This is a genomic window from Desulfovectis peckii, assembly GCF_055391705.1.
On record NZ_AP042409.1, the window covers coordinates 349,131 to 374,148 of the forward strand.

The window sequence follows — 25,018 nt, forward strand, 5'->3', positions numbered from 1 at the left end:
TTCCAAGCTCTTAACATTTTTGTAACAAAATTTTATTTTGCTGTAATAAGTTGTCGCTATAATTACAGCAAGATAAAATCAGAGGAGGCCTTTTAATATGCCGCACTCAAAAACAAGGGAATCACAAAATGAACGCATATACTTTACCCCTGCCCAAGCTGCTATAATGATTATTGTTCTTCTGCTGGCAATGCTGTTGTTGGTTAGCACCGGCTGCACCAGACAAGCAGAAAATGAAAATAACGCGCCAAATCAACCGCCGATTAGTTCAAAACCGCAAACCCAAGTTGAATCGGTAAAGCTGTACTTTGCCGATCAAGATGCTGCATACTTAAAACCGGAAGTAAGGGAAATAACCCTTGAAGGGAAACCCTTGGCGGAAGCAGTGGTTGAAGAATTAATCAAAGGCCCGGAAGATAAAGAATTAAACCCTACCATTCCGCCGCAAACTAAGCTCTTGTCATTGCAGGTAACTGACGGGGTAGCTTACGTTAACTTTTCCAAAGAGATACAAACTAAGCATTGGGGCGGAAGCACCGGGGAAATAATGACGGTTTATTCCGTAGTTAATACATTGGCGGATTTAGGTGAAGATATTGAAAAAGTACAGTTTTTAGTTGAAGGAGAAAAGCAGGAAACCCTGGTAGGGCATTTGGATACCATTGAACCAATTAGCCCTGATTGGCGGCTGGTTTCCAGCGGGGAAATTTCCTTAAGTACCGTATCGCCGGATGAAGATAAGGTGCGGGAAATTCAAAAAAATGTAGAACAAAACCAGCAGCTTTGGCGGTTAGATCCACTCCAGACGGCAAAAGAAGCCGGTGCTAAATTTGGCTTTGATCCGCGCAAAGACACTTTTGAATTAATCAGCAAGGAAGAACAGGGCGGAACAGACGGTAAGGCAGTTGCCAAAGTACTGGCTACGCATAACGGTGAAGAGTATATTATTCAGCTGATCCAACCTGACAAGCAAGGCCCTGAGGGCATTTGGGTGATCAATTCGGTGACGATGAATAAGTAAATAAAATGATATTAAGGCTGTCGCGCTACAAACTAAAGGTTCCTAGCGCGGCAGCTTTTTTTATTTTGCCGGACAGTTGGACAAACCGATAAATTGTAGAGCACGGTCTTAACCGTTCCGCTAAAAGAAACATTGTATTAGCGACAATGGGCAGGCTTGTGGCAATATATCGACAAAATAAAAAAATAAATTCACAAGATTGTAATATAGATTACAAATCAATTTTAATTTCCTGTTGTATCATAACTGTAAACGATTTCACTAACAAGCGTAAGTGCAAAACTCTTTTAATATTGATATTAGAAATTAATGTGATTGTTATTTCAACTTAATTTAATGTTTTACATAAAAATAAACGAGATTAAGAAGGGAGTGCTTGCTACTTTTAAATTAAAATGTGAAATTATGTCCATTAAGTGATGCTTTTATACATGTGTATTTTAAAAAGGAGGTAAAAAAATGTCGGAAGCTAGCTTAGAGGTAAAAAACACTACTGCAGCTTTAAGTGAGAAAAAAAAGGTTTCGCCTCATGTAATGAAGTATATTCATAGTGCCATCGGTATCGGTTTTATGGTAGGTTTTCCTATGCTGCCTCCTATTGAACCGATTACTGAAGTGGGGATGCACGTACTGGCAATTTTTGTCGGCATGGTATATTTATGGTCTACGGTTAACAGTATTTGGCCCAGCATTTTAGGACTCTTTCTTATGGCAATGAGCGGTTTTGCCCCCCTAAGCGAAGTTGCCAGGGGCGCTTTTGGTGCAGACATTGTCGTTCTCATGTTATTGTCTATGATATTTTTTGGCGGTGTGGAATATGCCGGCTGTACCCAGTACATGGCCCGGTGGTTTGTAACCCGTAAAATCATTAACGGCCGACCTTACGCATTCTTGTTTATATTCTTTCTGGCTTCATATTTCCTAAGCGGCTTGACCGATCCGATTGCCAGCCTGTTTATTCTGTGGCCGATAGCAGTTGAGCTTATGCAAGAGTTTGGTGTAGACAGAAACCAAAAAGTATACGGTATAGCTATTTTCGGTGTATATCTGGCGGCCACATTGGGCCAACCGATGTTTCCCTTTAAGGGTGCGGCACTGGTATGTGTCGGTACTTTCCAAGCGGTAACCGGAATTGAGGTTAACTACTTGGCTTATGTATTGTTAAACTTAGTATTGTCTCTGGCGGTAATAACCGTATTTATGCTGTTGCTTAAATTTGTTTTCAAGCCTGATCTTTCGGCTTTAAAAAATATTAATGCGGAACAGTTTAAGAAAAATCCTCTGCCTCCGATGAATATGCGGCAAAAGTTGTTCTTTTTCAGTATCTTCGCCTATGTTATCTTACTTTTGGCACCCAGCTTCTTGCCGAAAACTTGGGCAATTACTAACCTGTTAAACAGCATGGGTGTTTTAGGCATAACTTTTATGTTTGTAGTAGTTTTGATGATTATTCACGTAGATGGGAAACCGGCTTTGCCCTTTGGCGAGGTTGCGGTCAAAAACTTCTCCTGGGATGTGTACTTCCTTGTAGTGGCCGCCTTGTACGGTGCCAATGCGGTATCAAATGACGCTACCGGCATCAAGGAATGGTTGCTGCAAGTGCTTCAGCCGCTATTAGGGGACAGGCCTGAAATCATCTTTATTGCTTTGCTGCTTGTTTTCATTGCCTTAGTAACCAACGTTGCCAACAACGCAGGGATGGTAGTAATTCTGATACCGATTGTGATGGCTTTTTCAAGCCAATACCCGGCTATAGAACCTGTGGCCCTAATGATGTTAATCACATATTTAGCTTTCTTTGCCATTCTCACACCGGCGGCTTCTCCTTATGCCGGTATGATGCATGCCCGCCGTGATCTAATTGATTTCGGTGCGATAATAAAAATGGGTACCCCCATTATTGTAATCGGTGTAGTTCTATGTGCTACAGTTGGTTACAAACTGGCTGCATTGCTATTTTAATATCAATTAAAATTGTTACCGGGCTGAAGCACAACGAACTGTTTGGTTCGTAGCACTTCAGCCTTTTATTTTTTAGAAAGCTTAAAAAAGGAATGAGTTGGCTATTGCTGCAGTAAACTATACGCCAAAGACTCGTATTTAACGACAAAAGGGGCAAACTTTCTATTGAACTGTTTACAGGCAATACTATAAAATTAGGATAAAAATGGTAAGGGTGGTGTGGATGGATAATAAGAGAAATGAGTTAGATGAATTTGTTACTCAATCTATTTATTTTGGAGAAATTACCCAAAAAAGCGAGGCTATGGATAGCCAGGTTTGGGATCGATATTTAAACGAAGGTAGCAGAAAGTTAGTTAAACGTGGGGATTATATTTTAAGAATTGAAGATAACGCTCAAGGTTTATTTTTTATCAAAAAAGGCAGGGTTAAAGGTAATTTATTGACCAAAGACGGTTCTGTAAAAACCATTTACATCAAAGAAGAAAAGACTATTTTTGGCGAACAGTTTATATTTCACCGCCAGCCGGGAATTATTGAGGTTATTGCCTTAGAAGATTGTGAATTATACTTTTTTTCCAAAGATAAAATGCTTGAGCTGATGAAGAAAGATTTTGATCTCACTTTATTTATTTGTCGCAGCCAGGCTATTATAGCCAGAATAATGGCTTATCAAATCCAAGATTTATCCAAAAACAGTACCCTACAAAGTTTAGCCAGAATTCTTTACAGTATATTTTGTTATGAGAGCTCAAAAAACAAAAAATCCCAGCCCATTACAATTAATATTACCCATGAAGAATTGGCCAATATGTTGGGCGTGCATCGTGTTACGGTGACCAAAAATATAAATTACCTAAAAAAACTGGGGTTTATTGATGATAAATATGAAAAGTTGATAATACTTAAACCGGAGGATTTAAAAGAATTATCTAAATAAACTGAATAATATTTTTTTGTTAAAAAAGTAATTTTTAGCGGCCAGATTGTAATTTCCGTTACATTTAAACAAAGCAAAAATTTATATAATTAGTGCAAGTGAAATTAATAATTTTCAAGGAGTGAAATGTCTTGAGAAAGTACTTAGAAACTCAAAAGCACTTAATCACTTTGCAGTACGAGTCGGAGCAAAAGTATCTCAACGAATTCAGAAACGGAAATTACACTTTGGAAAATCCCTTGGTTGTAAAAAACCCTTACTTAATCAATCCATTGGCCGCGGTTATTTGTTTTAACACCGAAGAGGAAACAGCTGTCGAAATAACTGTCAAAGGAAAAACCAAAGAAGCCGATATTAAACACACCTTCCCAAAAGCTACAGAACATATCTTACCAATTTACGGCCTTTATGACAACTATGTAAACACTGTAATTCTAAAACTGGATAACGGCAAAACTGCGGAAGTAAAAATTGAAACCGAAGAGTTAGATATCAACCGGGCCCATTACTGCAATACCACTTACGAATATTTTGGCAACGATCTGATGTTTTTATCTTCAACCACTCCTTTAATTGATTCGGCTAAAACCTGTGCTTATGATTTAAACGGCGATATAAGATGGGTAAGTCTTGAAAAAGCCAGCTGGGATATTAAAAAACTGGCCAACGGCAGACTGCTGGTAACTTCATATAGATCTATGCAAAAGCCTTACTACACAATTGGCCTGATGGAAATTGACCCTTGCGGTAAAATTTACAAAGAATACAGACTTCCCGGCGGCTACCACCATGATGCTATTGAATTAGAAAACGGCAATATTTTGGCTTGCTCTGATAACGACTTTAACGATTCCGTAGAAGATTTCATTGTAGAAATCGATCGAAAAACCGGCGAAATAGTTAAAAGCTGGGATCTGAAAAATATCCTGCCCAGAGAAGGCGGTAATGCCGGAGACTGGAATTACCATGACTGGTTCCATAACAACTCTGTTTGGTACGACAAGGCCACCAACTCTATTACCCTGTCCGGCAGACACAAGGATGCTGTAATCAACATTGATTACGATACCGGCAAGTTAAATTGGATTATCGGTGATCCCGAAGGCTGGGGAGAAGAATGGCAAAAATACTTCTTTAAAAATGTCACCAAAGGTGATTTTGACTGGCAATACGAACAGCATTCAGCCATGATTTTACCCAACGGAGACGTATTCCTCTTCGATAACGGTACTTACAGAGCCAAAACTGAAGAAAAAAGAGTTCCACCGGAAAAGAACTTCTCCAGAGGGGTAATTTACCGAATCGATACCGAAAAAATGGAAATCGAACAGGTTTGGCAGTATGGTAAAGAAAGAGGGGCAGAATTTTATTCCCCGTATATTTGCAACGTTGACTACTATGGTGAAGGACATTACATGATCCATTCCGGCGGAATTGCCACTTACCGGGGTAAACACACTGACGAATTGGGAGCAATGCTGCTAAACAAATATAAAGATGAGCACATTCACTTAACTTTAGAATCAACTACCGTTGAAATACTCAATGATGAAGTTAAGTTCGAGCTAAATGTAAAAGGCGGCAACTACTACCGGGCAAGAAGACTTTCTTTATATGATGAAAAAACTAAGTTAGAACTGGGTAAAGGGGAATTTTTGGGTAGCTTTGGCGTAACACCTGAGTTTGCTTTACCGGTTAAATTCAAAGACGCAAATGAAGAAGTTCCGGCAAAACATAACATATCTTTAGTTATGGAAGAAGACAGATTGGCATTAAGAGGAAAATTCAGAGAAGGCTCACAAGTATTCTTAGAATTAAAGGGTGAAACAGGTTCCAAGTTCTATTTAGTACCAACTGACGTTCATGACATTACCGCAGCCTGTGTTTCCTTTGAAGAACAAAGCGATAACGATGTTCAATTCTATGTCAGCAGAGAAGGCTTGTCCGGTGAATTTGATGTCTACTTGAATATCGATAACTTAAGATACGACACCAAGTGTTCCGTAAAGTTTTAACTACTGCTCAATACTAAATATTACATTTTTACACCAAAAGGGGTGAAAACGTGTCCTTAGAAAAGCTGGATTCCCAGGCTTTTAAAGAAAAAATCTACGATAACGAAGAAAATTGTTTGGTAATTTTCACCAGAAAAACTTGTCATGTATGTAAATCGGTAGTGCCCATCCTGGAGGAAATGGCACCCCAGTACGAAGGTAAATTTGGCTTTTACTACGTAGATGTAGAAGAAGAAAAAGCTTTATACCAGAGCTTCTCGCTTAAAGGCGTACCGCAAATCCTCTTCTTTAGCGAGGGAGGATATCAAGGTAAATTGGCCGGCCAGGTTGAAGAAGAAGACATAGAAGACAAAATCGCAGAAATTCTCGGATAGATAAGTATAAAGAAAGGCAGTGACAGCTAATGGCCGAAAGCTATGATTTGCTAATCATTGGCGGGGGGCCTGCCGGCCTCACCGCCGCCATCTATGGAGGAAGAGCAAAACTTAAAACACTGGTAATCAACAAGGGCACCGTAGGGGGCCAGGTCAACAATACCAGGGAAATAGTTAATTACCCCGGCTACCAAAAAGTATCCGGTGCGGATTTAATGAAAGACTTCAAAAAGCATGCCGAAAGCTTTGGGGTAGAGTTTCTTAAAGATACCGTAGTAGATGTGGATTTTTCCCAAGAAGAAAAAATAGTTAGAACCAAAAAAGGCAAGGAATTTTCTGCAAAAGCCGTAATTATTGCCTGCGGCAGTGAGCCGAGACTGTTAAATATACCGGGCGAAAGAGAGCTGCGGGGCAGCGGGGTGGCTTATTGCGCTACCTGCGATGCCGAGTTCTTTGAAGGTGAACACGTAGTGGTAGTGGGCAGCGGCGATCAGGCCATTGAAGAAGGCATGTTCATTACCAAATTTGCCCGCAAAGTTACGGTCATTGTTCTCCATGACGAAGGCATTTTAGACTGCAATAAAATAAGCGCAGAAAAAGCCTTTAAAAATGAAAAGATGGAATTTGTTTGGAACTCTACCGTTGAAAGGGTTCTAGGCGAAGATAGCGTTGAAGGGGTAATACTTAAGAATTTAAAAACCGGCGAATCCTCCAGATTAGATTGTCAAGGTGTATTCTTCTTCGTTGGTATGGTTCCGTCCACCGGTTTCCTCAAAAACAGCGGTATAGAAATGGACAAAAGGGGCTATATTCCGGTAAATGAGCTGATGGAAACCAACATTGAAGGTGTTTATGCCGTCGGTGATAACCGGGTTAAGTATCTAAGACAAGTTGTTTCCGCTGCCGGTGACGGAGCGACAGCGGCAGTGGCTGCCGAGCGCTACATTGAAGAGTTAAACGACTTTAGAGCAAATGTTTTAGAAAGCGATAAAAAAGTATTGCTACTGTTCTTCAGCGCTCAAAATAACGCAAGTTTAGAATTTGCTACTTTACTGGAAGAAGTTAATCAAGAATCCGGTGAAGAATATAAAATAGTGAAAGTTGACCTTGACCGGAAAAAGACTTTGGCTAGAAAGTACAATGTAGACCAGGCACCGTCTGTCGTGGTTATAGATAAAGGGGAAGTAATAAAACGCTTAGACTGCGTTCAGGATAAGGATAAATTAAAAGCGCAGCTAAGTTAATAAAACCGCAAAGGATGCAAAAAGCAAAAAGCACCGCGAACTGACGCGGTGCTTTTGCTTTTTAGCTGTAGGGGAGTTCTACCCCTGCCCGTTCTTGTAAATGTAATGTTGCTTTTAGGCCGCCAAGGATTTACCTGCGCAAATACGCCGGCACATATAAATGAACGAGCGACGCCGCCTCCGGGCGCCGGGCGGCCTGTACTTTCATCCTGAATTTTTAATCAGATGAAAGTGAACTCGGAGCAAAGCTCCTCAAACAGTCCTCGGCGCTAATCCTTCGTTAGCAATGCTATTTTGAATGCGCCGGCTAATCGAAAGCATAAGGTCAAATGCCTTGGCGGCCTAAGAACATTACTGATTTAAATTGCCCGTATTAATCACCGGTTGGGCGGAATTGTCGGATACTATCGCCACCAGCAAATTGTTAATCATGGCCGCTTTGCGTTCTGCATCCAGTTCCACCGTACCGTTTTGCTGCAAGGTTTCTATAGCCATTTGTGCCATCCCAACGGCACCTTCCACAATTTTTTGCCGAGCGGCTAAAATAGCATTGGCTTGCTGACGCTGCAGCATTGCACTGGCGATTTCAGTGGCATAGGCCAGGTGCGTTATCCGGGCTTCAATTACCTTTACCCCGGCTACTTCTAAACGGTTTTGCAGCTCTTTAACAATTTCTGCCGCTATTTCCTCGCTATTTCCCCTTAAAGAATAACCGTCATTTTCATAATTATCATAAGGATACCTTGCGGCTACATGTCGCAATGCCGTTTCGGATTGAATTTCTACAAATTCCTCATAATTATCTACATCAAACACCGCTTTGGCGGTATCTACTACTTTAAAGACCACTACCGCTGCAATTTCAATAGGGTTGCCCTCAATGTCATTGACCTTTAACTTTGCGCTGTTAAAATTACGTACCTTTAATGAAACCTTGTTAGAAATTGTCAGCGGCACAGTAAACCAAATGCCGCTGTCAATAACAGTACCCAAATACTTACCAAAGAACAGCAGCACCTTGGCTTCATTGGGCTTAACAATTTTAATTCCACTGGCCAAAACAAGTGCGGCAAGTAAAATAACAATGCTCAAAAAAATCTGCTGCGCTAAAAAGGCCCAAGCACTGACGCCCAACATAGCCAAAAAAAGTATTAATGCTAAGAAACCGTTAAACTTAAAGGCATAAAACTCACTCATATAAAAACCTTCCTTTCTTTTAAATTAATTTATTTATCTATCTAACTACTCAGTTAAAAATAAAGGGGAAAACCAATAGAGGGAAGGTAGCCAAAAAGGGTAACTTAAATAAGGCACGTTCTTACGGAGTATAAAAACTTAAAGAAAAAGGAAGCAGGGAAGATAATACCGACAGAAAATTTAAAATAGCTTCACTGTCTTATTTGCTAATTAGAGAAGTTATATCAATATCATACCATACTTTAACCGATTACGATGATACCAGGCTTTAAATGTTTCGCTTATGTTTAAAGGTAATTTTTTCCTTTAACAACAAACATGGCGCTAATATATAGGAACAGCTCCTGCCCGTTTTCATGATTGCAACGTTACTTTTGGGCCGCCAAGGATTTACCTGCGCAAATACGCCGGCACATATAAATGAACGAGCGATGCCGCCTCCGGGCGCCGGGCGGCAGTGTACTTTCATCCTGAATTTTTAATCAGATGAAAGTGAACTCGGAGCAAAGCTCCTCAAACAGTCCTCGGCGCTAATCCTCCGTTAGCAATGCTATTTTGAATGCGCCGGCTAATCGAAAGCATAAGGTCAAATGCCTTGGCGGCCTAAGGGCGGTTTCTTGACGGAGCATGGGAACCGCCCATATATTAAATGGTAGCGCCGCCTTTGGCCCGTCCCTGGAGGCAGTGAACACAACGTTTCTATACTCAAAAATCACATCCTAATACTCACATCCCGGGTGAGCAGGCGAAGGATCCATAAACCAATACAGATTAAGGCAATGGTACCGCCAAATGATACCGCGATATGGGGTTCGCCGATTTGTATACCCGGCCAAGCGGCCAGTAATCCTTCGGCGTCACCCCAAAGAACCCCTTTAATGAAGAAAAGCAAAATCGTAAGGGCAATGTAGGCAAAGCCTATCTTCCGGTTATAGCGATAGAAAGCGGCAGTGATCAGCCAGCCCATCAGGTAATAGAAAACCATATTTAAAATAACCAATAACATAGACAGTAACAAGTTCATGTCCGGGGATACAAAGGGCGCTAAAACAATAAAGAAAATAATGGCGGCAAGTAAATTATTTTCGGCGTCGGTTTCTGCCAAGTTACCGCTAATACTTTCAAAAACAACCGGCAGGTTAAAGATTTTCACAAGGGATACTTCAATTAACGACACTATTAAGGAAATTAGGGTTATGGCAGCCGCCAGCCCCAGCATTGCTATTGCAGCGCCATAGAACTGATCTTTGCGGGTGACGCCGTTTTGAACATAGTAAGGTAAAAAGAACAAGCCGGCAATAATGCCGATGACCAGCATATAGATATTACTGCTGGAAATAGCCACGCTGACGAAAAAACTGCTTACTTCACCTCCGCGCGTTGCCTTAAAAAATACTTCTATAATGTGAATTACTAAAATAACGCCCAGATACCACCGTGTCCACTGCATTTGTTCATAAAACATATCCACCGCCACTTTTGGTGTGTTTGACACTGCTCGCAAGTTATTCATCCTCCCCGGTTAAATATATAAATAAATCCTGCAGCGAAACCGGTCCGATATCCAAGCCCAATAACCGCGCCTGTTCTATTTGCTGCTCCCTTAGCTGTCCGTAAACAGTAACCGCTTTGGTGTTTCCCAACCGCTGCTCATTTAGTACTTTCATGCCGCCGGTAAACCGTTCCACTGCAGATGCTTCGCCGGTTATGGTCGCTCCCCGAGAGATTAATTCTTCATAAGGCAGATGCAGTAACAGTTTGCCCCGGTGGATAATCAGCACTTCATCAAACAAATAATCCATTTCCGAAACCAAGTGGGTGGAAATAATCATCAGCCGGGGGTGGCGGGCTTGCTCTTCCAGCAATTCTTGATAAAAAATTTCCCTGGTTGGGGCATCCATGCCTAGATAGGCTTCATCAAAAATGGTTATCGGAGTGCGCGCCGCAAGACCTATAGTGACATTTAACGCAGATTGCATGCCTTTGGATAACTTGTTAACCGGTTTATCCAAGGGCAGTTGAAAGCGGTTTACCAAATAGCGGGCGTACTCGGCATCGTAGTTAGGCCGATAGCGGGCGGTAAATTCAAGCAAGCCCTTTACCTTTTCGTCTTCAGTAGTATAATCTTTACCATATATAAAAGCTACTTTTTGCATAATGGCGGCATTTTCAAAAGGCACTTCTCCGTCAATTTTCACTGTACCTTTGCTTGGTTGGCGAAAGGAAGCAAGCAAAGAAAGCAGTGAGGTTTTTCCCGCCCCGTTTCTGCCCAACAGTCCGTAAACTTTGCCGTCTTCCAGGGTAAAGGAAATATCTTTTAGGGCGACAACGCGGTTATACATTAAAGAGAGGTTATTAACTTCCACTCTGGTCATTAGTTTCCCGTCCCTTCACTTGTTTAATTAAGCGCAAAATATCTTCTTCCGATAAGCCTAATATGTTTGCTTCTTCCACTAAACTGACAATATAGTTTTGCACAAAATCCCGTTTCCGTTTATTCAGCAGCTTTTCGCGGGCGCCTTTGGCCACAAACATGCCTACACCTCTTTTTTTAAAAAGAATTCCTTCATCTACGAGTTGGTTAATCCCCTTGGCCACCGTTTGGTGATTAACTTTATAAAAATTTACCAATTGATTGGTAGAAGGGACTTGTTCTCCTTCCGGCAGTAGGTTTTTCACAATCTGCTCTTCGATTTCTTCGCGGATTTGTAGATAAAGGGGTTTGTTGCCGCTCAACAGTTTAGTCGTCGCACTTCACCACCTTAACTGCAGTAGGTATTCGGTTATCCGGTTATACACATGTGTGTATAAGTGTATAAGTAGGGGGATAATTTGTCAAGAGGCAATATATTCCGGCCTATAATGGGTGCTTACTTTATTAAAAGAGGTATGTGGGGTGAAGAGGAAAGGAAAAAGTAAAAATTTGGATAAAAACACGTATTCGACAAATTATATAAAATTTTAACAATGCTTTAATATTAATGTGGTAAAATAGCGGTGCTGAAACTAATACATCCGTTTTTCCGGGCAATAATGCCCGGTTTTTATTTTTATAACGAGTTAATTTTGTATTTACCTTTAAAGTTTAATTCTTTTATTCTGTATTCCATAGCTTGCATGGAAACGCCCAGTATTTTGGCGGCAATGGCCGGTGAGTAATTTGCGAGCATGTGGGCTACCAGTTCTTTGGGCATTAACAGCTCGGCGGCAAACTTGTTGGCGTCGCGCTCTAATTTACCGGTGGCCCCGCCGCCGATGTTAAAACAGGTAAACTGCTTTTTTAAGTGCCGATGGGCAAAGTAATGGTAGAGCTCATGGGCCAAAGAAAAGTAGCGGCGGGCTTTGCTGTCGTTTTTATTGATTACGATCCTCCACTGACCGCCTTCCTTCCAAAGCATGCCGGAAATGTGCCTAAAGGGCCAATTATCTACCGCAATATGGTAATCTCTTAATATGAAAGTTACTACCAACATTGGGCGTTCGGCAAATTGCCGATATTGGTTTATAAATTTGGCTGCCAACAGTTCCGGTGACATTGCTCTCCTCCCCAAAATTTTATTAAATTATTCCACATCAAAAAGAAATTTCCTGTTAAAAACCAAACAAATGTTCGGTAAATATTAAAACAAAGGGGCTGCAGCCCAACGAGCTAATTGCCCGTCGGGAGACAGCCCTTTTTTGGATCAGCATCAAAGGTATGTAGGGCACTGTCTGGGTAAAGCCGCCTATCGGTTTTTCCGTAACAATGCCTTGTGCCGGGTTAAGATTGTTCTCTTTTTTCTTTTCTTTTTCGTTGTTCCATGCGCCACTTAAAATATTCCGCTAAATCTTCCAGCGTTTCCTGTTTGGCCTGAGCCGACATATTGGGGTGGGCACGGAAGAAGGCCTGAATGTCACGCATAAGTTCTTTTACTTCCGGATCGAGGCGATTTTGTTCGCTATCGTCCAGCTGTTCCAGCAGGGCAACCCGCTGCTCCGGCGTGAGCGGTTTGTCGCCGACTTTAATTTTGGTGTCTTGATCCTCCAAAGCATCCAGCAGATCAATTTCTAAAGCTTCAGAGCGGCCGATCAAATAATCAACGGTAACGTTAAAAAAATCGGCCAGCCTTTGCAGCACGTGGTAGTCCGGCGCCCGTTTGCCTGTTTCGTACATGGCCAATGTGCTGGGAGCCATGTTTAACCTCTTGGCCATTTCTCTTTGGCTGAGTGCGGTTTTTTCCCGCAGTTTTCTTAATCGCCTTGCCAGTATCGGTAAATCCATAATTTATCACCTAATTTCATCATAGCACAACTAGTGAGCAGAACAAACTTTGCTTGCAAATAGTGAAAAAGTATTTAAAAAATACTTGACACGCTCGCACGTTGCAAATAAAATGTAGTTAAAATTTGCTCGCGTATTGAAAGTAAAAAACAAGAATAATCTAAGGAGGTAAACAAAATGCCGGAAAAAAACCCTCAAGAAACCAATTTGCTTTCACTAATTGAAAACATCAACGTTACCCAGGTGCCTAAAGCACTTGATAAGATTATTCAATTTCAAACGATCATTCAAAAAACCCTGCAGCCCGGCCGCGATTTTGGGGCAGTTCCGGGGACAAGCAAGCCAACGCTTTTAAAGCCCGGTGCAGAAAAAATTTTGATGCTGCTGGGAGTGTCATCAGAATACCAAGTGCTGGAAAAAACCCAGGATTACAGCAGCGGTTTTTTTGCTTATACCGTTAAGTGTGTGCTATCTAAAAACGGTTTGCTGCTCACTGAAGGGGTAGGTCACTGCAACACTAAAGAAAGAAAATATGCCCGTCAAGATGCCTTTAGTTTGGCCAACACTTGCTTAAAAATGGCCAAAAAAAGAGCACAAGTGGATGCCGTGCTCACCATTGCCTCGCTAAGCGGCTTGTTTACCCAAGATGCCGAAGACTTGCCGCGGCAATAAACCCCATCAATTGGCCGGTTTTTACACGGGTTGGTGGTGCTGTGTTTTGTCAGCCACACTATTTAAGAATTACAGGTGGTGTTTTATAAATGGCAATCAATTACTTGGCTGAGATTTTAGCATTTAACGAATGGAAGGAAGTAAACCCGCTGCCTGCCAGTGCAGTTGCATTATGGCATGAATTGATGGCTGTTTGCAACAAGACTGGATGGCAGAGGCAGTTTACCGTTTCAAACGGAATGCTACAAGTTAAAGCCGGGTTAAGCCGCAAGCAATTTGAGAGAGCCCGCCAACTTTTGATTCAAAAAGGCCGCATAAAATACAAAAAGTCAGGACGCGCAAATCAAGCCGGTTGGTATGAAATAATTCCGATTGTTCAAAATGGGCAACAGGAGGGGCAACAACAGGGGCAACAAAAAGGGCAGCATAAGGGGCACAGTTGGGACAGCGAGGGGGGCACATTATATAAACATAAACTAAAACTAGAAAATAATGATGTGTATGATCATAATGCGCGCCTGACAAATATTTTTGCCCTTTTAGAAAAGGAATTGGGTCGCCCTTTATCACCGCCGGAAGTTGAACGCATTAAGCAGTGGGTAAGTCAAGAGCAACTGACTGACGAGTTGATTATCGAAGCGGTAAGGCGAGCGGTAAGGCGCGGCAAAACCACCTTTAGCTACATTGCCTCTATTCTTGGCCATTGGCAAAAAAATAACGTGCGCACGTTAAACGACGTGGCTGTACTGGACAGGCAGTTTTATGCGGGCAGAACCCTTCAAAAACCGGAACAACCGCCCCTTGATGAAGAGCAGCAAAAAATATTTAACTTACTGTTAATGAGCTAAAGGGAGGTGCCGCCGTGGATTTAATCAAAGTGGATATTGTGAGCGGTAGGGTGCTGACCAACAACCTAAAAAAGTTATGGGCTGCCGAGGCTTTAGGGCCGCGGGTGGACAAAACTGCTTGCGGTGGCGGTAATTTAACCCCTGTTGTGATAGACGCTGAGCTTTGGCAGCGAATAAAAAAATACAACCGCCGCCGCCGAGTTAACAGCTGGACCAATGAAGAGCTTTACACACTGGCCGCAATTACCGGCGGTTCTGCTAAAAAACTGCCTCAGGCAGCCAGTCGTCTGAAAAGAAGCCGCAACTCCTGCCGCTTAAAGTTTTATGAGTTAAAAAGAGCGGGAATCATTCGGTAAATGTTTCCCGGCCTGCTGATTAGCGAAAACAAAACAGTTAAGTGTGTTCCCTTGCAGGCAATTAAACCAAACAAGTTACTAACTACATTTAGGGTGCGGAAAAACAATGCTAAAGGTAGTGCCGTTGCTTCCGGTATCTATTTCTATTTTTCCGTTATGCCGTTCAATAATGCTGTAACAAATTGCTAAGCCTAAGCCGGTACCGTTTTCCTTGGTGGTAAAAAAGGGAGTGCCGATTTTATCCAACAGGTCGGCCGGTATACCGGGGCCTTCGTCGGATATGCTTAAGATTACTTGCCGATCTTCAACCCTGGTGCATATCGTAATTTTGCCCTTGGATTCCATTGCTTCCAACCCGTTGCGCACCAAATTAAGAATAACTTGGCGAATTTCTTTGTCGTTTAACGGTAGATCCGGGATATCACTAAGTTGAAAGGCAATATATTTATTCATTTCCAGAGCATCCGCTTGCAGTAAAGGGGCCAGGGTTTCAATTATATTGTTTAGGCTTTGCATTTTTAATTCACTGGGTTTATTTCTGCTGAGGGAAAGAAATTCAGTGATTATTGAATTTGCGCGATCCAGTTCACTGATCATCAAGTGGAAAATATTTTTATCCGTGGCATACTCTTTTTTGTTGCTAAGCATTTGTAGAAAGCCTCTGATCGTTGTCAGCGGGTTTCTGATTTCATGACTGATGCCGGCTGCCAACTTACCGATGGTGTTAAGATTTTCTAAACGATACAGTTGTTGTTCCATTTTTTTGCGTTCAGTAATATCTTCAAACAACATAATAATGAACCGGCGGCGTTCGTCAGTAAGCAGATTGACACTAACCCATATTACTTCTCCGTCTTGGCGAATAAAGCGATTTTCGGTTTTGTAGTTTTTTGATTCTCCTTTGATCAACTGTGTGAAATGTTTTTTACTTTGCTCTTTGTCAGTGGGGTGTGTACAGTCAAAAAGATTCATCGTACACAACTCTGTTACACTATAGCCCAGTATATCTGCAAACTTGCTATTACATTCACATATTTTGCCATACTTACTGATCAGAGCAACCCCGATATCAGCATCCCTTAAAATATTATGAATACGTAATTCACTGGCTTTTAATGCTTCGCCAAGATTTTCTTGGATAAATACGGCCGGCGTATTATGGTTTTTACGGTATAAACTTGATGTAAAAAGGTCGGTGTCGGTCATCATATATGGATGGCATTTCATCAGTTCCAGCAGAAAGTTTGCCGGCAGTTTATTGGCATTATAAGCACAAATGGTAAAGCATTCAGTATCTGTTATTACACTGTCGGCGCGATGCTCGTATAGTGCTAATGCTTCTAACATGTCATGCTGACCGGTCCAAAGAACATTACCCCAGATGCGAACAGGTAAACCTTTCTTTAAAAATGGCTCCACAGCATTTAAAAAAGTATTATAAACAGTAGTGGCATTAAATATTTTATGGGTTGTATAATATTCCTTGGCATCTAAAAAAACAAGGTTTTCTAATTCTTCTTGCTTATGACCTTTATCTTTAAGCCTTTTTAAAATAACTTGGATATTGTCGTTTGTGTCTATAAAGACTACTGCGTGCTGCAAATCCAAGCCGGTAGAGATAAATGAAAGGGCATTATTTAAGTACGGCTCTTTGTTTTTGTACAAGTAAATAATGTGTGCTCCGCTCATTAATTCGATACTGTTTGTAACAGCTACCCTTGAATGAATAGTCTTTTTGGGTTCTTTTTGTGGCATAAATGCTAACGACAACTTAACCACCACCTCTTACCAGTATCGGATACTGCAATGTGTATTAATATTCTTTATCCGGTTAAATTTTCCTTCACTCAGATAGTAAAAAAATACCAGCCCCTTTTAAAAATTCAAAATCCTACAAATTGTCAGATATTAAAAGCTAACTTGACCATATACTCTATTCGCCCATGTTTTACATTAAAATAGATATTGACAGCCCCGACATATTATTCCTATACTAGTGACAAGTACCTAACCGGGTGGGGTACGCCTTACTGGAAGGGTACGACAATATAATTGCTTTCCTGAGGAAAAGGGCAGATGATGCCTAAGGCCAAGGGGTATACTGTTAATCAAGTGCATTTACAGTGTGCTTTTGCGGTGTACTTCACCCGTTCTGTCTTTTTCCGGCAGGACGGGTTTTTAATTTTCTAAGGCTAAAGTTAAGGAAAGGCTGGCATTTATTTTTATTAATAGAAAGGGGTCATTATTATGGCATTGGCAAGGGATCCGTGGGATAAACTGCGCGACGGCGAAAACGAAGAGGCAACCTTTATTAATGATGATGAGATTAATTCATATCTGGAACAAGGGAAAAACTTTTCTAAAGAGCAATTAGAAGGGATTATTGAAAAGGCCAGAGAAGCGAAAGGTTTAAGTCCGCTGGAAGTAGCGGCATTGATTCAAGTTGAAGATGAAGAACTTTTAGAAAAGATGTTTGCCGCAGCTTTAGAAGTTAAGCAAAAAATTTACGGTAAAAGGTTGGTATTGTTTGCCCCCCTTTATTTAAGCGACTACTGCGTAAACAACTGCGTATACTGCGGCTTCCGCTGTGCTAACAAATATAAAAGAAAGAAATTAACTATGGATGAAATTCGCGAAGAAATCATCGCTTTAGAAGAGCTGGGGCATAAGCGGGTTATGCTGGATATGGGTGAAGATCCGGAAAGAACACCGATTGAATATGTACTGGAAGCAATGAAAACAATCTACGATACCAAAAAAGATAACGGATCCATTCGCCGCATTAACGTGCAAATTGCCGCCACTACCACTAAAGAGTACCGCATGCTAAAGGAAGCCGGCATTGGCACTTATATTCTGTTCCAAGAAACTTACCACCGGGACACCTATGCCAAAATGCATCCTTCCGGGCCAAAAGCAAACTACGATTGGCACACCACCGCCATGGACCGGGCAATGAAAGCCGGCATTGACGATGTGGGTATCGGTGTACTGTTTGGCCTGTACGATTACCGTTATGAAGTAGTGGCCCTGATTATCCACGCCATGCATTTAGAAGAAAAATTCGGCGTAGGGCCGCACACTATTTCCTTCCCGCGGTTGCGTAAAGCAGAGGGTGTAAGTTTAGATAACTTCCCGTACTTGGTAAGTGATGAGGATTTTAAGAAAGTCGTCGCTGTGTTGCGGCTGGCTGTTCCTTATACCGGGCTGATTATTTCTACCCGTGAAGAACCTAAATTCCGTGATGAAGTAATCGACCTTGGCGTTTCCCAGTTGAGTGCCGGTTCCATTGTCGGTATCGGCGGGTATAAAGAAATGCTGGAGAAGCTCAAAAAAGGCGGTAAGGATACAGAAATTGATGAGGAAGGACAATTTCAACTTTCCGACCACCGCACCCCGGATGAAATTGTGCGCAGCATCTGCGAGTCGGGCTATATTCCCAGCTACTGTACGGCATGTTACCGCAGCGGCAGAACAGGCGAAAGGTTTATGCCGCTGGCTAAATCCGGGGAAATTCAAAATGTCTGTCAGCCCAACGCTATCTTAACCTTTAAAGAATACCTGCTGGACTATGCCAGCCCGGAAACAAGAGAAGTAGGTGAAAGAACTATCCAGCAGCACCTAAAAGAGATTAAAAGCGAACGCGTTCGTCAAGAAACCATAGCCAGACTAAAGCGTATTGAAAACGGTGAAAGAGACTTATACTTCTAAATTAAGCTCACCACCCAAAAAGGCTCTCTGCCACTTTGCCGGCAGAGAGCCTTTTTGCGCCCCCATGGCAGGTAAAACTGCTGGCTGTGGGGCAAGCCGGTTACCGTAGCAATTACAGTGGAAGCCTACGGCAGAGGCTTTCAGCCGGAGGCACTGTTATCGTTACAATTGAGCCAAGACCGGTACCTAAATTAAGGAAGGCAATTGACTCGCTTAAAGATAAGACCGTCACTCGACCAGTCTTATCTTTTTATAGAAAGCAGTGAAAGAAAAGAATGTTTACAAAGAGGGTTTTGTTGTTCATTTTCTAATACACTTTTTAAGATATGTAAAAGCCGGACGGATAACAGTAATGAGGAAATAACGGTAACCGGGGTGGCAGTAAGTAAAGTCAAAAATCCTTAAAAGCGGGTGATAATATTTACAATAATTTTATTATACTGTGGCTCAATCATCCGGCAGTATTAATAATTATACCGATCTTTGTCATACTGACAAAAAATTACCCTTTAGTATTTCTTGCTTTAGGCTTCCTGTTTTATGTTTATGTGCTAACTCTGCTTTTATGGGCCGGTTATCATCGCCAAAAATCACGAAAGTACGGTTTAAAAACTATATTTCTTTTTCCCTGTGAACGGTGGCTGTACAAATGGTTAGCAAAGAGACAGGGGGTTGAAATACCTAACGGAAAGATTATCGAGATGCACCTTGATACCAAAATTGTTTATGCCGGTCAAAATTATCAGGAAGTTATGGAAAAGTTTCATAGGGACTTAGAACAAGACTTAAAGCAAATAAAAAAACTTATTACCTATGGTGATATTCCACAGGATTCGGTAATTGTTTTAAACACCTTCAACCGTTACTGGTTAGACAAAACCGAACAAATCTTAGGTGGTAAGCGTTATCCCAAAACAGTGTTAGCAAAGGCATCATGTAGGCTTTATACGCCTAAGGGGCATCAAAAAATATTTAAGAGAATGTTTCCGGGATTAAAATTATTAAATCCCGGACGAAATGACCCAGAACGTTGGGATTTAATTGTATCAGCGGAAAGGGAGGTTTAGGTTTGAAATTCGAACCGTCCCGGTAAAACCGGATAGCATTAGCCCTTTTAAAGGCAAAATAACGCTGATATAATCGAAAAAATTAGCTTATTTTATGTAAAGGGGGTTACCGCTTTTGTACTTCCCGTCTAAAAAAGATTTATGGCTGGCGTTGCTTATTTGGGCTGCTATGCTCATTTGCGTTCTGCCGCCATTATTGGCCGGTGAATTTGTTGCCCTGCTGATAATGTTGCCGATAGCAGGTTTTATATATTGGTTTTGGAGTACTACCGGCTATCTGGTAGCCGACGGTTACCTGGTGATTAAATACGGACCGATTAGAAAAAAAGTGCTGATAAAAGAAATCAGCAAAATTACCAAAACGAGAAACCCTATATCGGCACCGGCCTTATCATTGGATCGCTTAGAAATTACTTATGGCAAATACGGCCTGGCCATAATTTCACCGGAAAAACAGGAGGAATTTATTGCTCTGCTGCTGCAAGAGAACCCTAATATAAGGGTAGGGTAAGGTTGTATCCCGTGGCGGATAGAGCATCAAGACGCCGAAAACGGCATAGGTGAAAAATCCGGAGTATGCCTGTCCGACGATGAATGCGGCAGACAGCCAGTCTGCTACGGGGCCACGGGGACTTAGCTAGTGGCAGCTACAAAAATAGCCTAATCTTCCGTCACTACAGAAGATTAGGCTACTGTTGGCATATTTGGTTGCTCATACCCACTGCAGGAACCCTCCCCTTGGTAGGGCATATTGGGGTAGGCTAACCGGCCAAAAGGAACGTCCCCATGGCAGGTACCCCGTGGCCGCCATCGGCCACGGGGATTGACAAGACAATTATACACAGGTATATCCGCCGTCTATGGGAAGAATAACGCCCGTTACATAAGATGCTTCGTCGCTGGCTAAGAATATGGCACCGGCATTTAGCTCTCCTGCTTTACCGTAACGTCCCAACGGTACGGTAGCCTTCATGTAAGCGGTAAACTCTTCTGTTTTAAGTGTATCGGCAGTAAGTTCTGTTTCAAAATAGCCTGGGCAAATAGCATTACATGTGATATTGTATTTTGCCAGCTCTGCGGCAACCGCTCTGGTGAAGTTTACGACCCCACCCTTTGCTGCGTGGTAGGCAACGGTGTCTATCGCGGTGTTGCCTACTAATCCGTACATAGAAGCGATATTTATTATCCGGCCGTAGTTATTTTTCTTCATGATGTTAGCAAAAGCGCGTGTAACGTAAAATACGCTGGTTAAGTCAGTAGTGATGGTGAAATCCCACTCCTCATCGGTCATGTTAAGAACACCTGCGTTTTTGGCTGACCCGGCACAGTTAACCAACACATCGACTTTCCCAAACTCCGCTTCAGCTTTCTTTGCGGCCTCATTGACATTTTCCGGATTGGTAACATCGCATTTGATTGGCAAGCAACGCACACCCATTGCCCGGATTTCCTCAGCCAGTGCCTCAAGCCTTTCTAATCTTCTGGCCATGATAACCAAATCAGCACCTTGACCGGCAAATCCTTTTGCCATTTGTGCACCCAGCCCTGAAGAGGCACCGGAAATCACTACAACTCTTCCCGTTAAATCAAACATATTATTCTCCTCCGTTTTTTGGTAATATTATACAGTTAGCTAATATGCTTGTCCATAGATATATAAAAATAAGAAATATAAATATTACATATCAGAGGCTTGTAAAATATGTAATGCTATTTGTTGGGCAGATATATTTTTTTCTTGTTACCGAAAACAAAAACGGCTCACTCTGCTTTGTGAGCCGTTTTTTACTGGTGCCGAAGGTGGGAGTCGAACCCACACGAGGGGTGAGCCTCGCTGGATTTTGAGTCCAGTGCGTCTGCCAGTTCCGCCACTTCGGCACGTTTGATTTTTTCTTGCCTGTGCTTTCTGCATCAGCAAGATTAATATTAACATAACACCAATACAAAGTCAATGATTTTAGCTTCGGAAAAAAAGCTTTATTTTTTTAATATGGACAAAAGGTCACAAATTAGTCATAATTATATTTAGTTGATTAAATAAACAATGGAGGGGTAAAGCAATGGCTAAAAAGAAAAAAGAAGGCCCTTTGCTTGATCTCAGCGATCGTAAAACCAGGCTATATATTATTATTGGTGTAGTGCTGGCAGTTATCCTTTCAATAGGTATTGGCATCGGTTCGGTTGCTGATACAACTGATGCGGATGATGCAGCCGTTGAACAAACAAATAATGCAAGTAGCGATGCTGCAGATAAGGCTGATACCGCAGCACTGTCTGAAACCAGAGAAGTTACTGTTAATACCGATTACGGTGACATTGTGATGGAAGTTTACCCCAAGGCAATGCCGGTTACGGTTGATAATTTTATTAAGCTCATTGAAAAAGGTTTTTATAACGGACTGACCTTTCACCGCGTTGAAGATTGGGTAATACAAGGTGGAGATCCCAAAGGTGACGGTACCGGTGGGGCGGATGAAACAATTAAGCTGGAAACTCATCCTGCGCTGCAGAACAAACGCGGTATGGTAGGGATGGCCAGATCCAGCGATCCGGACAGTGCCAGCTCCCAGTTCTACATCCTGAAAGAAGATGCCCCGTCTTTAAACGGTCAGTATGCAGTGTTTGGCAAGGTTATTAAGGGAATGGAAATTGTTGATCAAATTAAAATTAATGATAAAATGAACAGCGTTACTGTTAAATAAGCCCCAACAACCGGGGCTTTTTTTAGGTAAATAATATAAAAAGAGATACTTAGTTAAGTAAACATTTTACATTAAGTTATTCTAAAGGAATAATCACCGCACTTGTCGAAATACATTTCGGGGAAATAGTTTAATCTTTAAAATATATAGTTGATTAACCGGCGTTCTTTAACGGGGGCTAAAGGGGGTTCACCATTGCCTTTATCCGATGAACAGATTATAGAAAGGTTCAAGTCGGGAGACTACACAGTTTTCGAAGAATTGGTACAAAAGTATGAAACCAAGGTGTACACGGTGGCGTATCGTTTTATGGGAAACCATGCCGATGCTTGTGATTTAGCCCAGGAAGCATTCATTAAAATTTACCAGGCATTGCACCGGTTTCGGGGTGATTCCAGCTTAATGACCTGGATATATCATATAACTGCCAATGTATGCCGCGACGAACTGCGACGCAGGCAAAGGAAACAAACTATATCATTAGATGAAGGTTACAATGACAATGAACAAATGTCGCCGATTTTACATATAGCCAGTGACGCACCCGGCCCGGAAGAATTAATGGAAAGTCATGAGCTGCGTGATCAGGTGCAGCAGTGTTTAAATATGCTGTCTGATGAACATCGTTTAATATTGGTGATGCGGGAAATACAAGGGATGTCTTATGATGAGATTGCCCAAAGCTTAGATTGTTCCTTAGGCACCGTAAAATCGAGGTTAAATCGGGCGAGAACGGCATTTAAAGAAAAAATGAAACTGGCTTTGGAACATTCTTCATCGCAACATCGTCAAACTATAAGAAGGGGGATGTTGTGATGAATTGCCAGTATGTAAGCGAAAATTTATCGGCTTATATTGATGGCGAACTGAATAAAAAAGAGTCTAAAGCCGTTGCTGAGCACTTACTGGTGTGTCATCACTGTCGGTCCCAGTGGGAGGAATTGAAGGCGGCCAGCGCATTAATTCGTGAACTGCCGGAAGTGACGCCGCCTCCGGAATTTAAAGCTGGATTAAATAAACGGTTAGCCTCAATACCTGCCCCTGTGGCAGATAATGATGATAAAGTTAGTATCACTGAAAAAGTGAGCTCAATTACGCGCAAGCCCTGGTATAAAATTGCTGCAGTGGCGGCAGTGTTCACCATGGTGATGGGAGTTAGCTCCCTTTGGAGTACTACCAACGGCGATTTTGATTTTGTCGGTCCGCAGTTGTCAAGAACAGAGACTCCTGAACTGCAAGTGCTAAAAAACGGGCAATCAAATAATGAGGTTGCACCTACTACAAATAAAGACGGGAAAAGCCTTAATAAAGGCCAGCTGCCACCCGGCGATAAAGAAGTAGCCCAGCCTGCCGGCGGCGCTCAAGGCGACAGCCAAGAAACATCACCGGATAAGCCTGTTTCCGGTTCTGATGAAGCTGTTCCCGATAAAAATAACAACGGTAAGCCGGAAGCCAACAACACACTTTCTTCACCGGCGGTGGTAATGACTGCCAATCATAAATATGTAGCTACCTCGTCAAACCTGACTATTGCCGTTGAAGATGTCAATGCGGCAGCAACCAAGGCCGCGGCAATTGCCAAAAAATACGGTGGCACGGTTAGTTACGGCAACACACTAAATATGTATATTCCGGTAGCTAATTATTATTCGGGATTTATCGGTGAATTAAAATCTTTAGGTGAGCTTACCGAGTCAACAACTTCTGAGGATGTATCTGCAGAGATACAAGCTTTAGAAAAACAACTGGCGCAAAAACAGCAAATTGAAGCGGTACTGCTGCAAGATGAAGAACAAAACGAACAACAACTTGATACCGTGCAAGCTGAAATTAAACAACTGCGCAATCAAATTCAATCATTAAAAGCTGATACAAAAAATGTAAAGGTAGTTTTAAAACTTGTCCCTGCTAATTAACCGTTTTTTATTTTAAACCTGCTGCTGTTTATAACGCAGCAGGTTTGCTGTTTTAGGGCTAATAAATATTGCTAAGATTAAAAAAAAAAGGTAAAATACTAGGGAAGCTAATTAGTTAGCGCAAAAAAAGGAGGTGCCAATCAGTGGAAGAAAGAGTAAAAGCAGCATTGGATAAAATTCGCCCCTTTCTGCAACGAGACGGCGGCGATGTGCAGTTGGTAGAAGTCACCGATGACGGTGTGGTAAAAGTACGACTTAAAGGAGCCTGCCACGGTTGCCCCGGTGCCACACAGACCCTAAAATTAGGGATTGAGCGGGTGCTCAAGGAACAAGTGCCGGAAGTTAAAGAAGTAGTACAAGCTTAAAATAACTTTTTGCCACCACAAGTAAAAATTTTAATATAGAAAATTGTTTGATGTCCCTCTTTTTTGGTTAGGATACTTCTAACAGAAAGGAGGGCATTTAATTTTGCGAGATAAAGTACAGGAAGCGCTAAATAAAGTGCGTCCGTTTTTGCAACGAGACGGCGGTGATGTCCAGCTGGTAGAAGTTACCGATGACGGTATTGTAAAAGTAAAGCTTCAAGGCGCCTGTCACGGCTGACCGGGTGCCACACAAACCCTGAAAATGGGGATTGAGCGGGTGCTCAAGGAACAGGTGCCGGAAGTTAAAGCCGTTATATCGGTGTAGTTAAAATTTTTTTATATTATTTCCCAAGTAAAAGGGGCATAT

The 25,018-nt window shown here is 41.9% G+C and carries 25 protein-coding genes and 1 tRNA gene; 17 read left to right on the forward strand and 9 right to left on the reverse strand.

Going from position 1 to position 25,018, the window contains the following annotated elements; all coding sequences use genetic code 11:
* The first annotated feature begins 97 nt into the window (after positions 1-97).
* From ACZ5NG_RS01800 to trxB, 6 genes are all read left to right on the forward strand, one after another.
* Complete coding sequence (locus tag ACZ5NG_RS01800) at positions 98-1,021, forward strand: GerMN domain-containing protein (protein ID WP_464252304.1); 924 nt, start codon at positions 98-100, stop codon at positions 1,019-1,021.
* A 459-nt stretch (positions 1,022-1,480) separates the two neighbouring features.
* Positions 1,481-2,983: an SLC13 family permease gene (locus ACZ5NG_RS01805; protein WP_464252305.1), complete on the forward strand. Its 1,503-nt coding sequence runs from the start codon at positions 1,481-1,483 to the stop codon at positions 2,981-2,983.
* Between the two features lie 223 nt (positions 2,984-3,206).
* Positions 3,207-3,923, forward strand: coding sequence for a Crp/Fnr family transcriptional regulator (locus tag ACZ5NG_RS01810; protein WP_464252306.1), 717 nt, complete (start codon positions 3,207-3,209; stop codon positions 3,921-3,923).
* Positions 3,924-4,054: 131 nt separating this feature from the next.
* Positions 4,055-5,938, forward strand: a complete 1,884-nt coding sequence (locus ACZ5NG_RS01815; protein WP_464252307.1) for an aryl-sulfate sulfotransferase — start codon at positions 4,055-4,057, stop codon at positions 5,936-5,938.
* 50 nt (positions 5,939-5,988) lie between these two features.
* Positions 5,989-6,312, forward strand: a complete 324-nt coding sequence (locus ACZ5NG_RS01820) for a thioredoxin family protein (protein WP_464252308.1) — start codon at positions 5,989-5,991, stop codon at positions 6,310-6,312.
* A 29-nt stretch (positions 6,313-6,341) separates the two neighbouring features.
* The gene (gene trxB, locus ACZ5NG_RS01825) at positions 6,342-7,556 is read left to right on the forward strand and encodes a thioredoxin-disulfide reductase (protein WP_464252309.1); all 1,215 of its coding nucleotides are present in this window, start codon (positions 6,342-6,344) and stop codon (positions 7,554-7,556) included.
* Positions 7,557-7,907: 351 nt separating this feature from the next.
* On the opposite strand, the gene ACZ5NG_RS01830 is transcribed toward trxB, so the two are convergent.
* The 6 genes from ACZ5NG_RS01830 to ACZ5NG_RS01855 all read right to left on the reverse strand — a co-directional run bounded on the left by ACZ5NG_RS01830 (position 7,908) and on the right by ACZ5NG_RS01855 (position 13,014).
* Entirely contained in the window at positions 7,908-8,753 is an 846-nt protein-coding gene (locus ACZ5NG_RS01830) for an SPFH domain-containing protein (RefSeq protein WP_464252310.1), read from the reverse strand.
* 712 nt (positions 8,754-9,465) lie between these two features.
* Positions 9,466-10,266, reverse strand: coding sequence for a hypothetical protein (locus ACZ5NG_RS01835; protein WP_464252311.1), 801 nt, complete (start codon positions 10,264-10,266; stop codon positions 9,466-9,468).
* Positions 10,259-11,128, reverse strand: coding sequence for an ATP-binding cassette domain-containing protein (locus ACZ5NG_RS01840; RefSeq protein WP_464252312.1), 870 nt, complete (start codon positions 11,126-11,128; stop codon positions 10,259-10,261). The genes ACZ5NG_RS01835 and ACZ5NG_RS01840 overlap by 8 nt, the downstream gene beginning before the upstream one ends.
* On the reverse strand, positions 11,109-11,489 hold the full coding sequence (locus ACZ5NG_RS01845) for a GntR family transcriptional regulator (protein ID WP_464252313.1): 381 nt from the start codon (positions 11,487-11,489) through the stop codon (positions 11,109-11,111). Before ACZ5NG_RS01845 ends, ACZ5NG_RS01840 begins: the two co-directional genes overlap by 20 nt.
* 314 nt (positions 11,490-11,803) lie before the next feature.
* The gene (locus tag ACZ5NG_RS01850) at positions 11,804-12,289 is read right to left on the reverse strand and encodes an ImmA/IrrE family metallo-endopeptidase (RefSeq protein WP_464252314.1); all 486 of its coding nucleotides are present in this window, start codon (positions 12,287-12,289) and stop codon (positions 11,804-11,806) included.
* 224 nt (positions 12,290-12,513) lie between these two features.
* Complete coding sequence (locus ACZ5NG_RS01855) at positions 12,514-13,014, reverse strand: helix-turn-helix domain-containing protein (RefSeq protein ID WP_464252315.1); 501 nt, start codon at positions 13,012-13,014, stop codon at positions 12,514-12,516.
* Positions 13,015-13,191: 177 nt separating this feature from the next.
* Between ACZ5NG_RS01855 and ACZ5NG_RS01860 the strand changes: the two genes are divergently transcribed.
* From ACZ5NG_RS01860 to ACZ5NG_RS01870, 3 genes are all read left to right on the forward strand, one after another.
* Positions 13,192-13,686, forward strand: coding sequence for a hypothetical protein (locus tag ACZ5NG_RS01860; protein WP_464252316.1), 495 nt, complete (start codon positions 13,192-13,194; stop codon positions 13,684-13,686).
* 89 nt (positions 13,687-13,775) lie between these two features.
* Complete coding sequence (locus ACZ5NG_RS01865) at positions 13,776-14,534, forward strand: DnaD domain protein (RefSeq protein ID WP_464252317.1); 759 nt, start codon at positions 13,776-13,778, stop codon at positions 14,532-14,534.
* 14 nt (positions 14,535-14,548) lie between these two features.
* On the forward strand, positions 14,549-14,890 hold the full coding sequence (locus ACZ5NG_RS01870; RefSeq protein ID WP_464252318.1) for a hypothetical protein: 342 nt from the start codon (positions 14,549-14,551) through the stop codon (positions 14,888-14,890).
* Between the two features lie 78 nt (positions 14,891-14,968).
* Here ACZ5NG_RS01870 and ACZ5NG_RS01875 read toward each other — a convergent pair whose 3' ends face one another.
* Positions 14,969-16,660 carry an MEDS domain-containing protein gene (locus tag ACZ5NG_RS01875; protein ID WP_464252319.1) on the reverse strand — a complete coding sequence of 564 codons (1,692 nt, stop codon included), beginning with the start codon at positions 16,658-16,660 and terminating at the stop codon, positions 14,969-14,971.
* Between the two features lie 477 nt (positions 16,661-17,137).
* On the opposite strand from ACZ5NG_RS01875, the gene hydG reads away from it, so the two are divergent.
* From hydG to ACZ5NG_RS01890, 3 genes are all read left to right on the forward strand, one after another.
* The gene (gene hydG / locus ACZ5NG_RS01880; RefSeq protein ID WP_464252320.1) at positions 17,138-18,601 is read left to right on the forward strand and encodes a [FeFe] hydrogenase H-cluster radical SAM maturase HydG; all 1,464 of its coding nucleotides are present in this window, start codon (positions 17,138-17,140) and stop codon (positions 18,599-18,601) included.
* Between the two features lie 548 nt (positions 18,602-19,149).
* A complete protein-coding gene (locus ACZ5NG_RS01885) occupies positions 19,150-19,668 on the forward strand; it encodes a hypothetical protein (protein WP_464252321.1) in 519 nt (172 codons plus the stop codon).
* 115 nt (positions 19,669-19,783) lie between these two features.
* Positions 19,784-20,179 carry a PH domain-containing protein gene (locus ACZ5NG_RS01890; RefSeq protein ID WP_464252322.1) on the forward strand — a complete coding sequence of 132 codons (396 nt, stop codon included), beginning with the start codon at positions 19,784-19,786 and terminating at the stop codon, positions 20,177-20,179.
* Positions 20,180-20,503: 324 nt separating this feature from the next.
* Here the strand turns inward: ACZ5NG_RS01890 and ACZ5NG_RS01895 are convergent, their stop codons facing one another.
* Positions 20,504-21,262 (reverse strand): SDR family NAD(P)-dependent oxidoreductase, encoded by a 759-nt coding sequence (locus tag ACZ5NG_RS01895; protein ID WP_464252323.1) that lies wholly within the window; start codon positions 21,260-21,262, stop codon positions 20,504-20,506.
* Positions 21,263-21,457: 195 nt separating this feature from the next.
* Positions 21,458-21,546 (reverse strand) — tRNA-Leu (locus tag ACZ5NG_RS01900).
* Between the two features lie 182 nt (positions 21,547-21,728).
* Between ACZ5NG_RS01900 and ACZ5NG_RS01905 the strand changes: the two genes are divergently transcribed.
* The 5 genes from ACZ5NG_RS01905 to ACZ5NG_RS01925 all read left to right on the forward strand — a co-directional run bounded on the left by ACZ5NG_RS01905 (position 21,729) and on the right by ACZ5NG_RS01925 (position 24,976).
* Positions 21,729-22,370 (forward strand): peptidylprolyl isomerase, encoded by a 642-nt coding sequence (locus ACZ5NG_RS01905; RefSeq protein ID WP_464252324.1) that lies wholly within the window; start codon positions 21,729-21,731, stop codon positions 22,368-22,370.
* Positions 22,371-22,565: 195 nt separating this feature from the next.
* Positions 22,566-23,186 (forward strand): RNA polymerase sigma factor, encoded by a 621-nt coding sequence (locus ACZ5NG_RS01910; RefSeq protein WP_464252325.1) that lies wholly within the window; start codon positions 22,566-22,568, stop codon positions 23,184-23,186.
* Positions 23,186-24,286, forward strand: a complete 1,101-nt coding sequence (locus tag ACZ5NG_RS01915; protein ID WP_464252326.1) for a DUF4349 domain-containing protein — start codon at positions 23,186-23,188, stop codon at positions 24,284-24,286. Before ACZ5NG_RS01910 ends, ACZ5NG_RS01915 begins: the two co-directional genes overlap by 1 nt.
* Before the next feature lie 143 nt (positions 24,287-24,429).
* A complete protein-coding gene (locus ACZ5NG_RS01920) occupies positions 24,430-24,651 on the forward strand; it encodes a NifU family protein (RefSeq protein ID WP_464252327.1) in 222 nt (73 codons plus the stop codon).
* Positions 24,652-24,754: 103 nt separating this feature from the next.
* Positions 24,755-24,976 (forward strand): NifU family protein, encoded by a 222-nt coding sequence (locus tag ACZ5NG_RS01925; protein ID WP_464252328.1) that lies wholly within the window; start codon positions 24,755-24,757, stop codon positions 24,974-24,976.
* The last annotated feature ends 42 nt before the right edge of the window (positions 24,977-25,018 follow it).

Excerpts from the sequence above, each read along its gene's own strand:
- trxB (WP_464252309.1), top strand. The coding sequence starts at position 6,342 with ATGGCCGAAAGCTATGATTTGCTAATCATTGGCGGGGGGCCTGCCGGC.
- ACZ5NG_RS01835 (WP_464252311.1), bottom strand. The coding sequence starts at position 10,266 with ATGAATAACTTGCGAGCAGTGTCAAACACACCAAAAGTGGCGGTGGAT.
- ACZ5NG_RS01840 (WP_464252312.1), bottom strand. The coding sequence starts at position 11,128 with ATGACCAGAGTGGAAGTTAATAACCTCTCTTTAATGTATAACCGCGTT.
- ACZ5NG_RS01805 (WP_464252305.1), top strand. The coding sequence starts at position 1,481 with ATGTCGGAAGCTAGCTTAGAGGTAAAAAACACTACTGCAGCTTTAAGT.
- ACZ5NG_RS01855 (WP_464252315.1), bottom strand. The coding sequence starts at position 13,014 with ATGGATTTACCGATACTGGCAAGGCGATTAAGAAAACTGCGGGAAAAA.
- ACZ5NG_RS01860 (WP_464252316.1), top strand. The coding sequence starts at position 13,192 with ATGCCGGAAAAAAACCCTCAAGAAACCAATTTGCTTTCACTAATTGAA.
- ACZ5NG_RS01895 (WP_464252323.1), bottom strand. The coding sequence starts at position 21,262 with ATGTTTGATTTAACGGGAAGAGTTGTAGTGATTTCCGGTGCCTCTTCA.
- ACZ5NG_RS01915 (WP_464252326.1), top strand. The coding sequence starts at position 23,186 with ATGAATTGCCAGTATGTAAGCGAAAATTTATCGGCTTATATTGATGGC.
- ACZ5NG_RS01830 (WP_464252310.1), bottom strand. The coding sequence starts at position 8,753 with ATGAGTGAGTTTTATGCCTTTAAGTTTAACGGTTTCTTAGCATTAATA.
- ACZ5NG_RS01800 (WP_464252304.1), top strand. The coding sequence starts at position 98 with ATGCCGCACTCAAAAACAAGGGAATCACAAAATGAACGCATATACTTT.
- hydG (WP_464252320.1), top strand. The coding sequence starts at position 17,138 with ATGGCATTGGCAAGGGATCCGTGGGATAAACTGCGCGACGGCGAAAAC.
- ACZ5NG_RS01905 (WP_464252324.1), top strand. The coding sequence starts at position 21,729 with ATGGCTAAAAAGAAAAAAGAAGGCCCTTTGCTTGATCTCAGCGATCGT.
- ACZ5NG_RS01810 (WP_464252306.1), top strand. The coding sequence starts at position 3,207 with ATGGATAATAAGAGAAATGAGTTAGATGAATTTGTTACTCAATCTATT.
- ACZ5NG_RS01865 (WP_464252317.1), top strand. The coding sequence starts at position 13,776 with ATGGCAATCAATTACTTGGCTGAGATTTTAGCATTTAACGAATGGAAG.
- ACZ5NG_RS01850 (WP_464252314.1), bottom strand. The coding sequence starts at position 12,289 with ATGTCACCGGAACTGTTGGCAGCCAAATTTATAAACCAATATCGGCAA.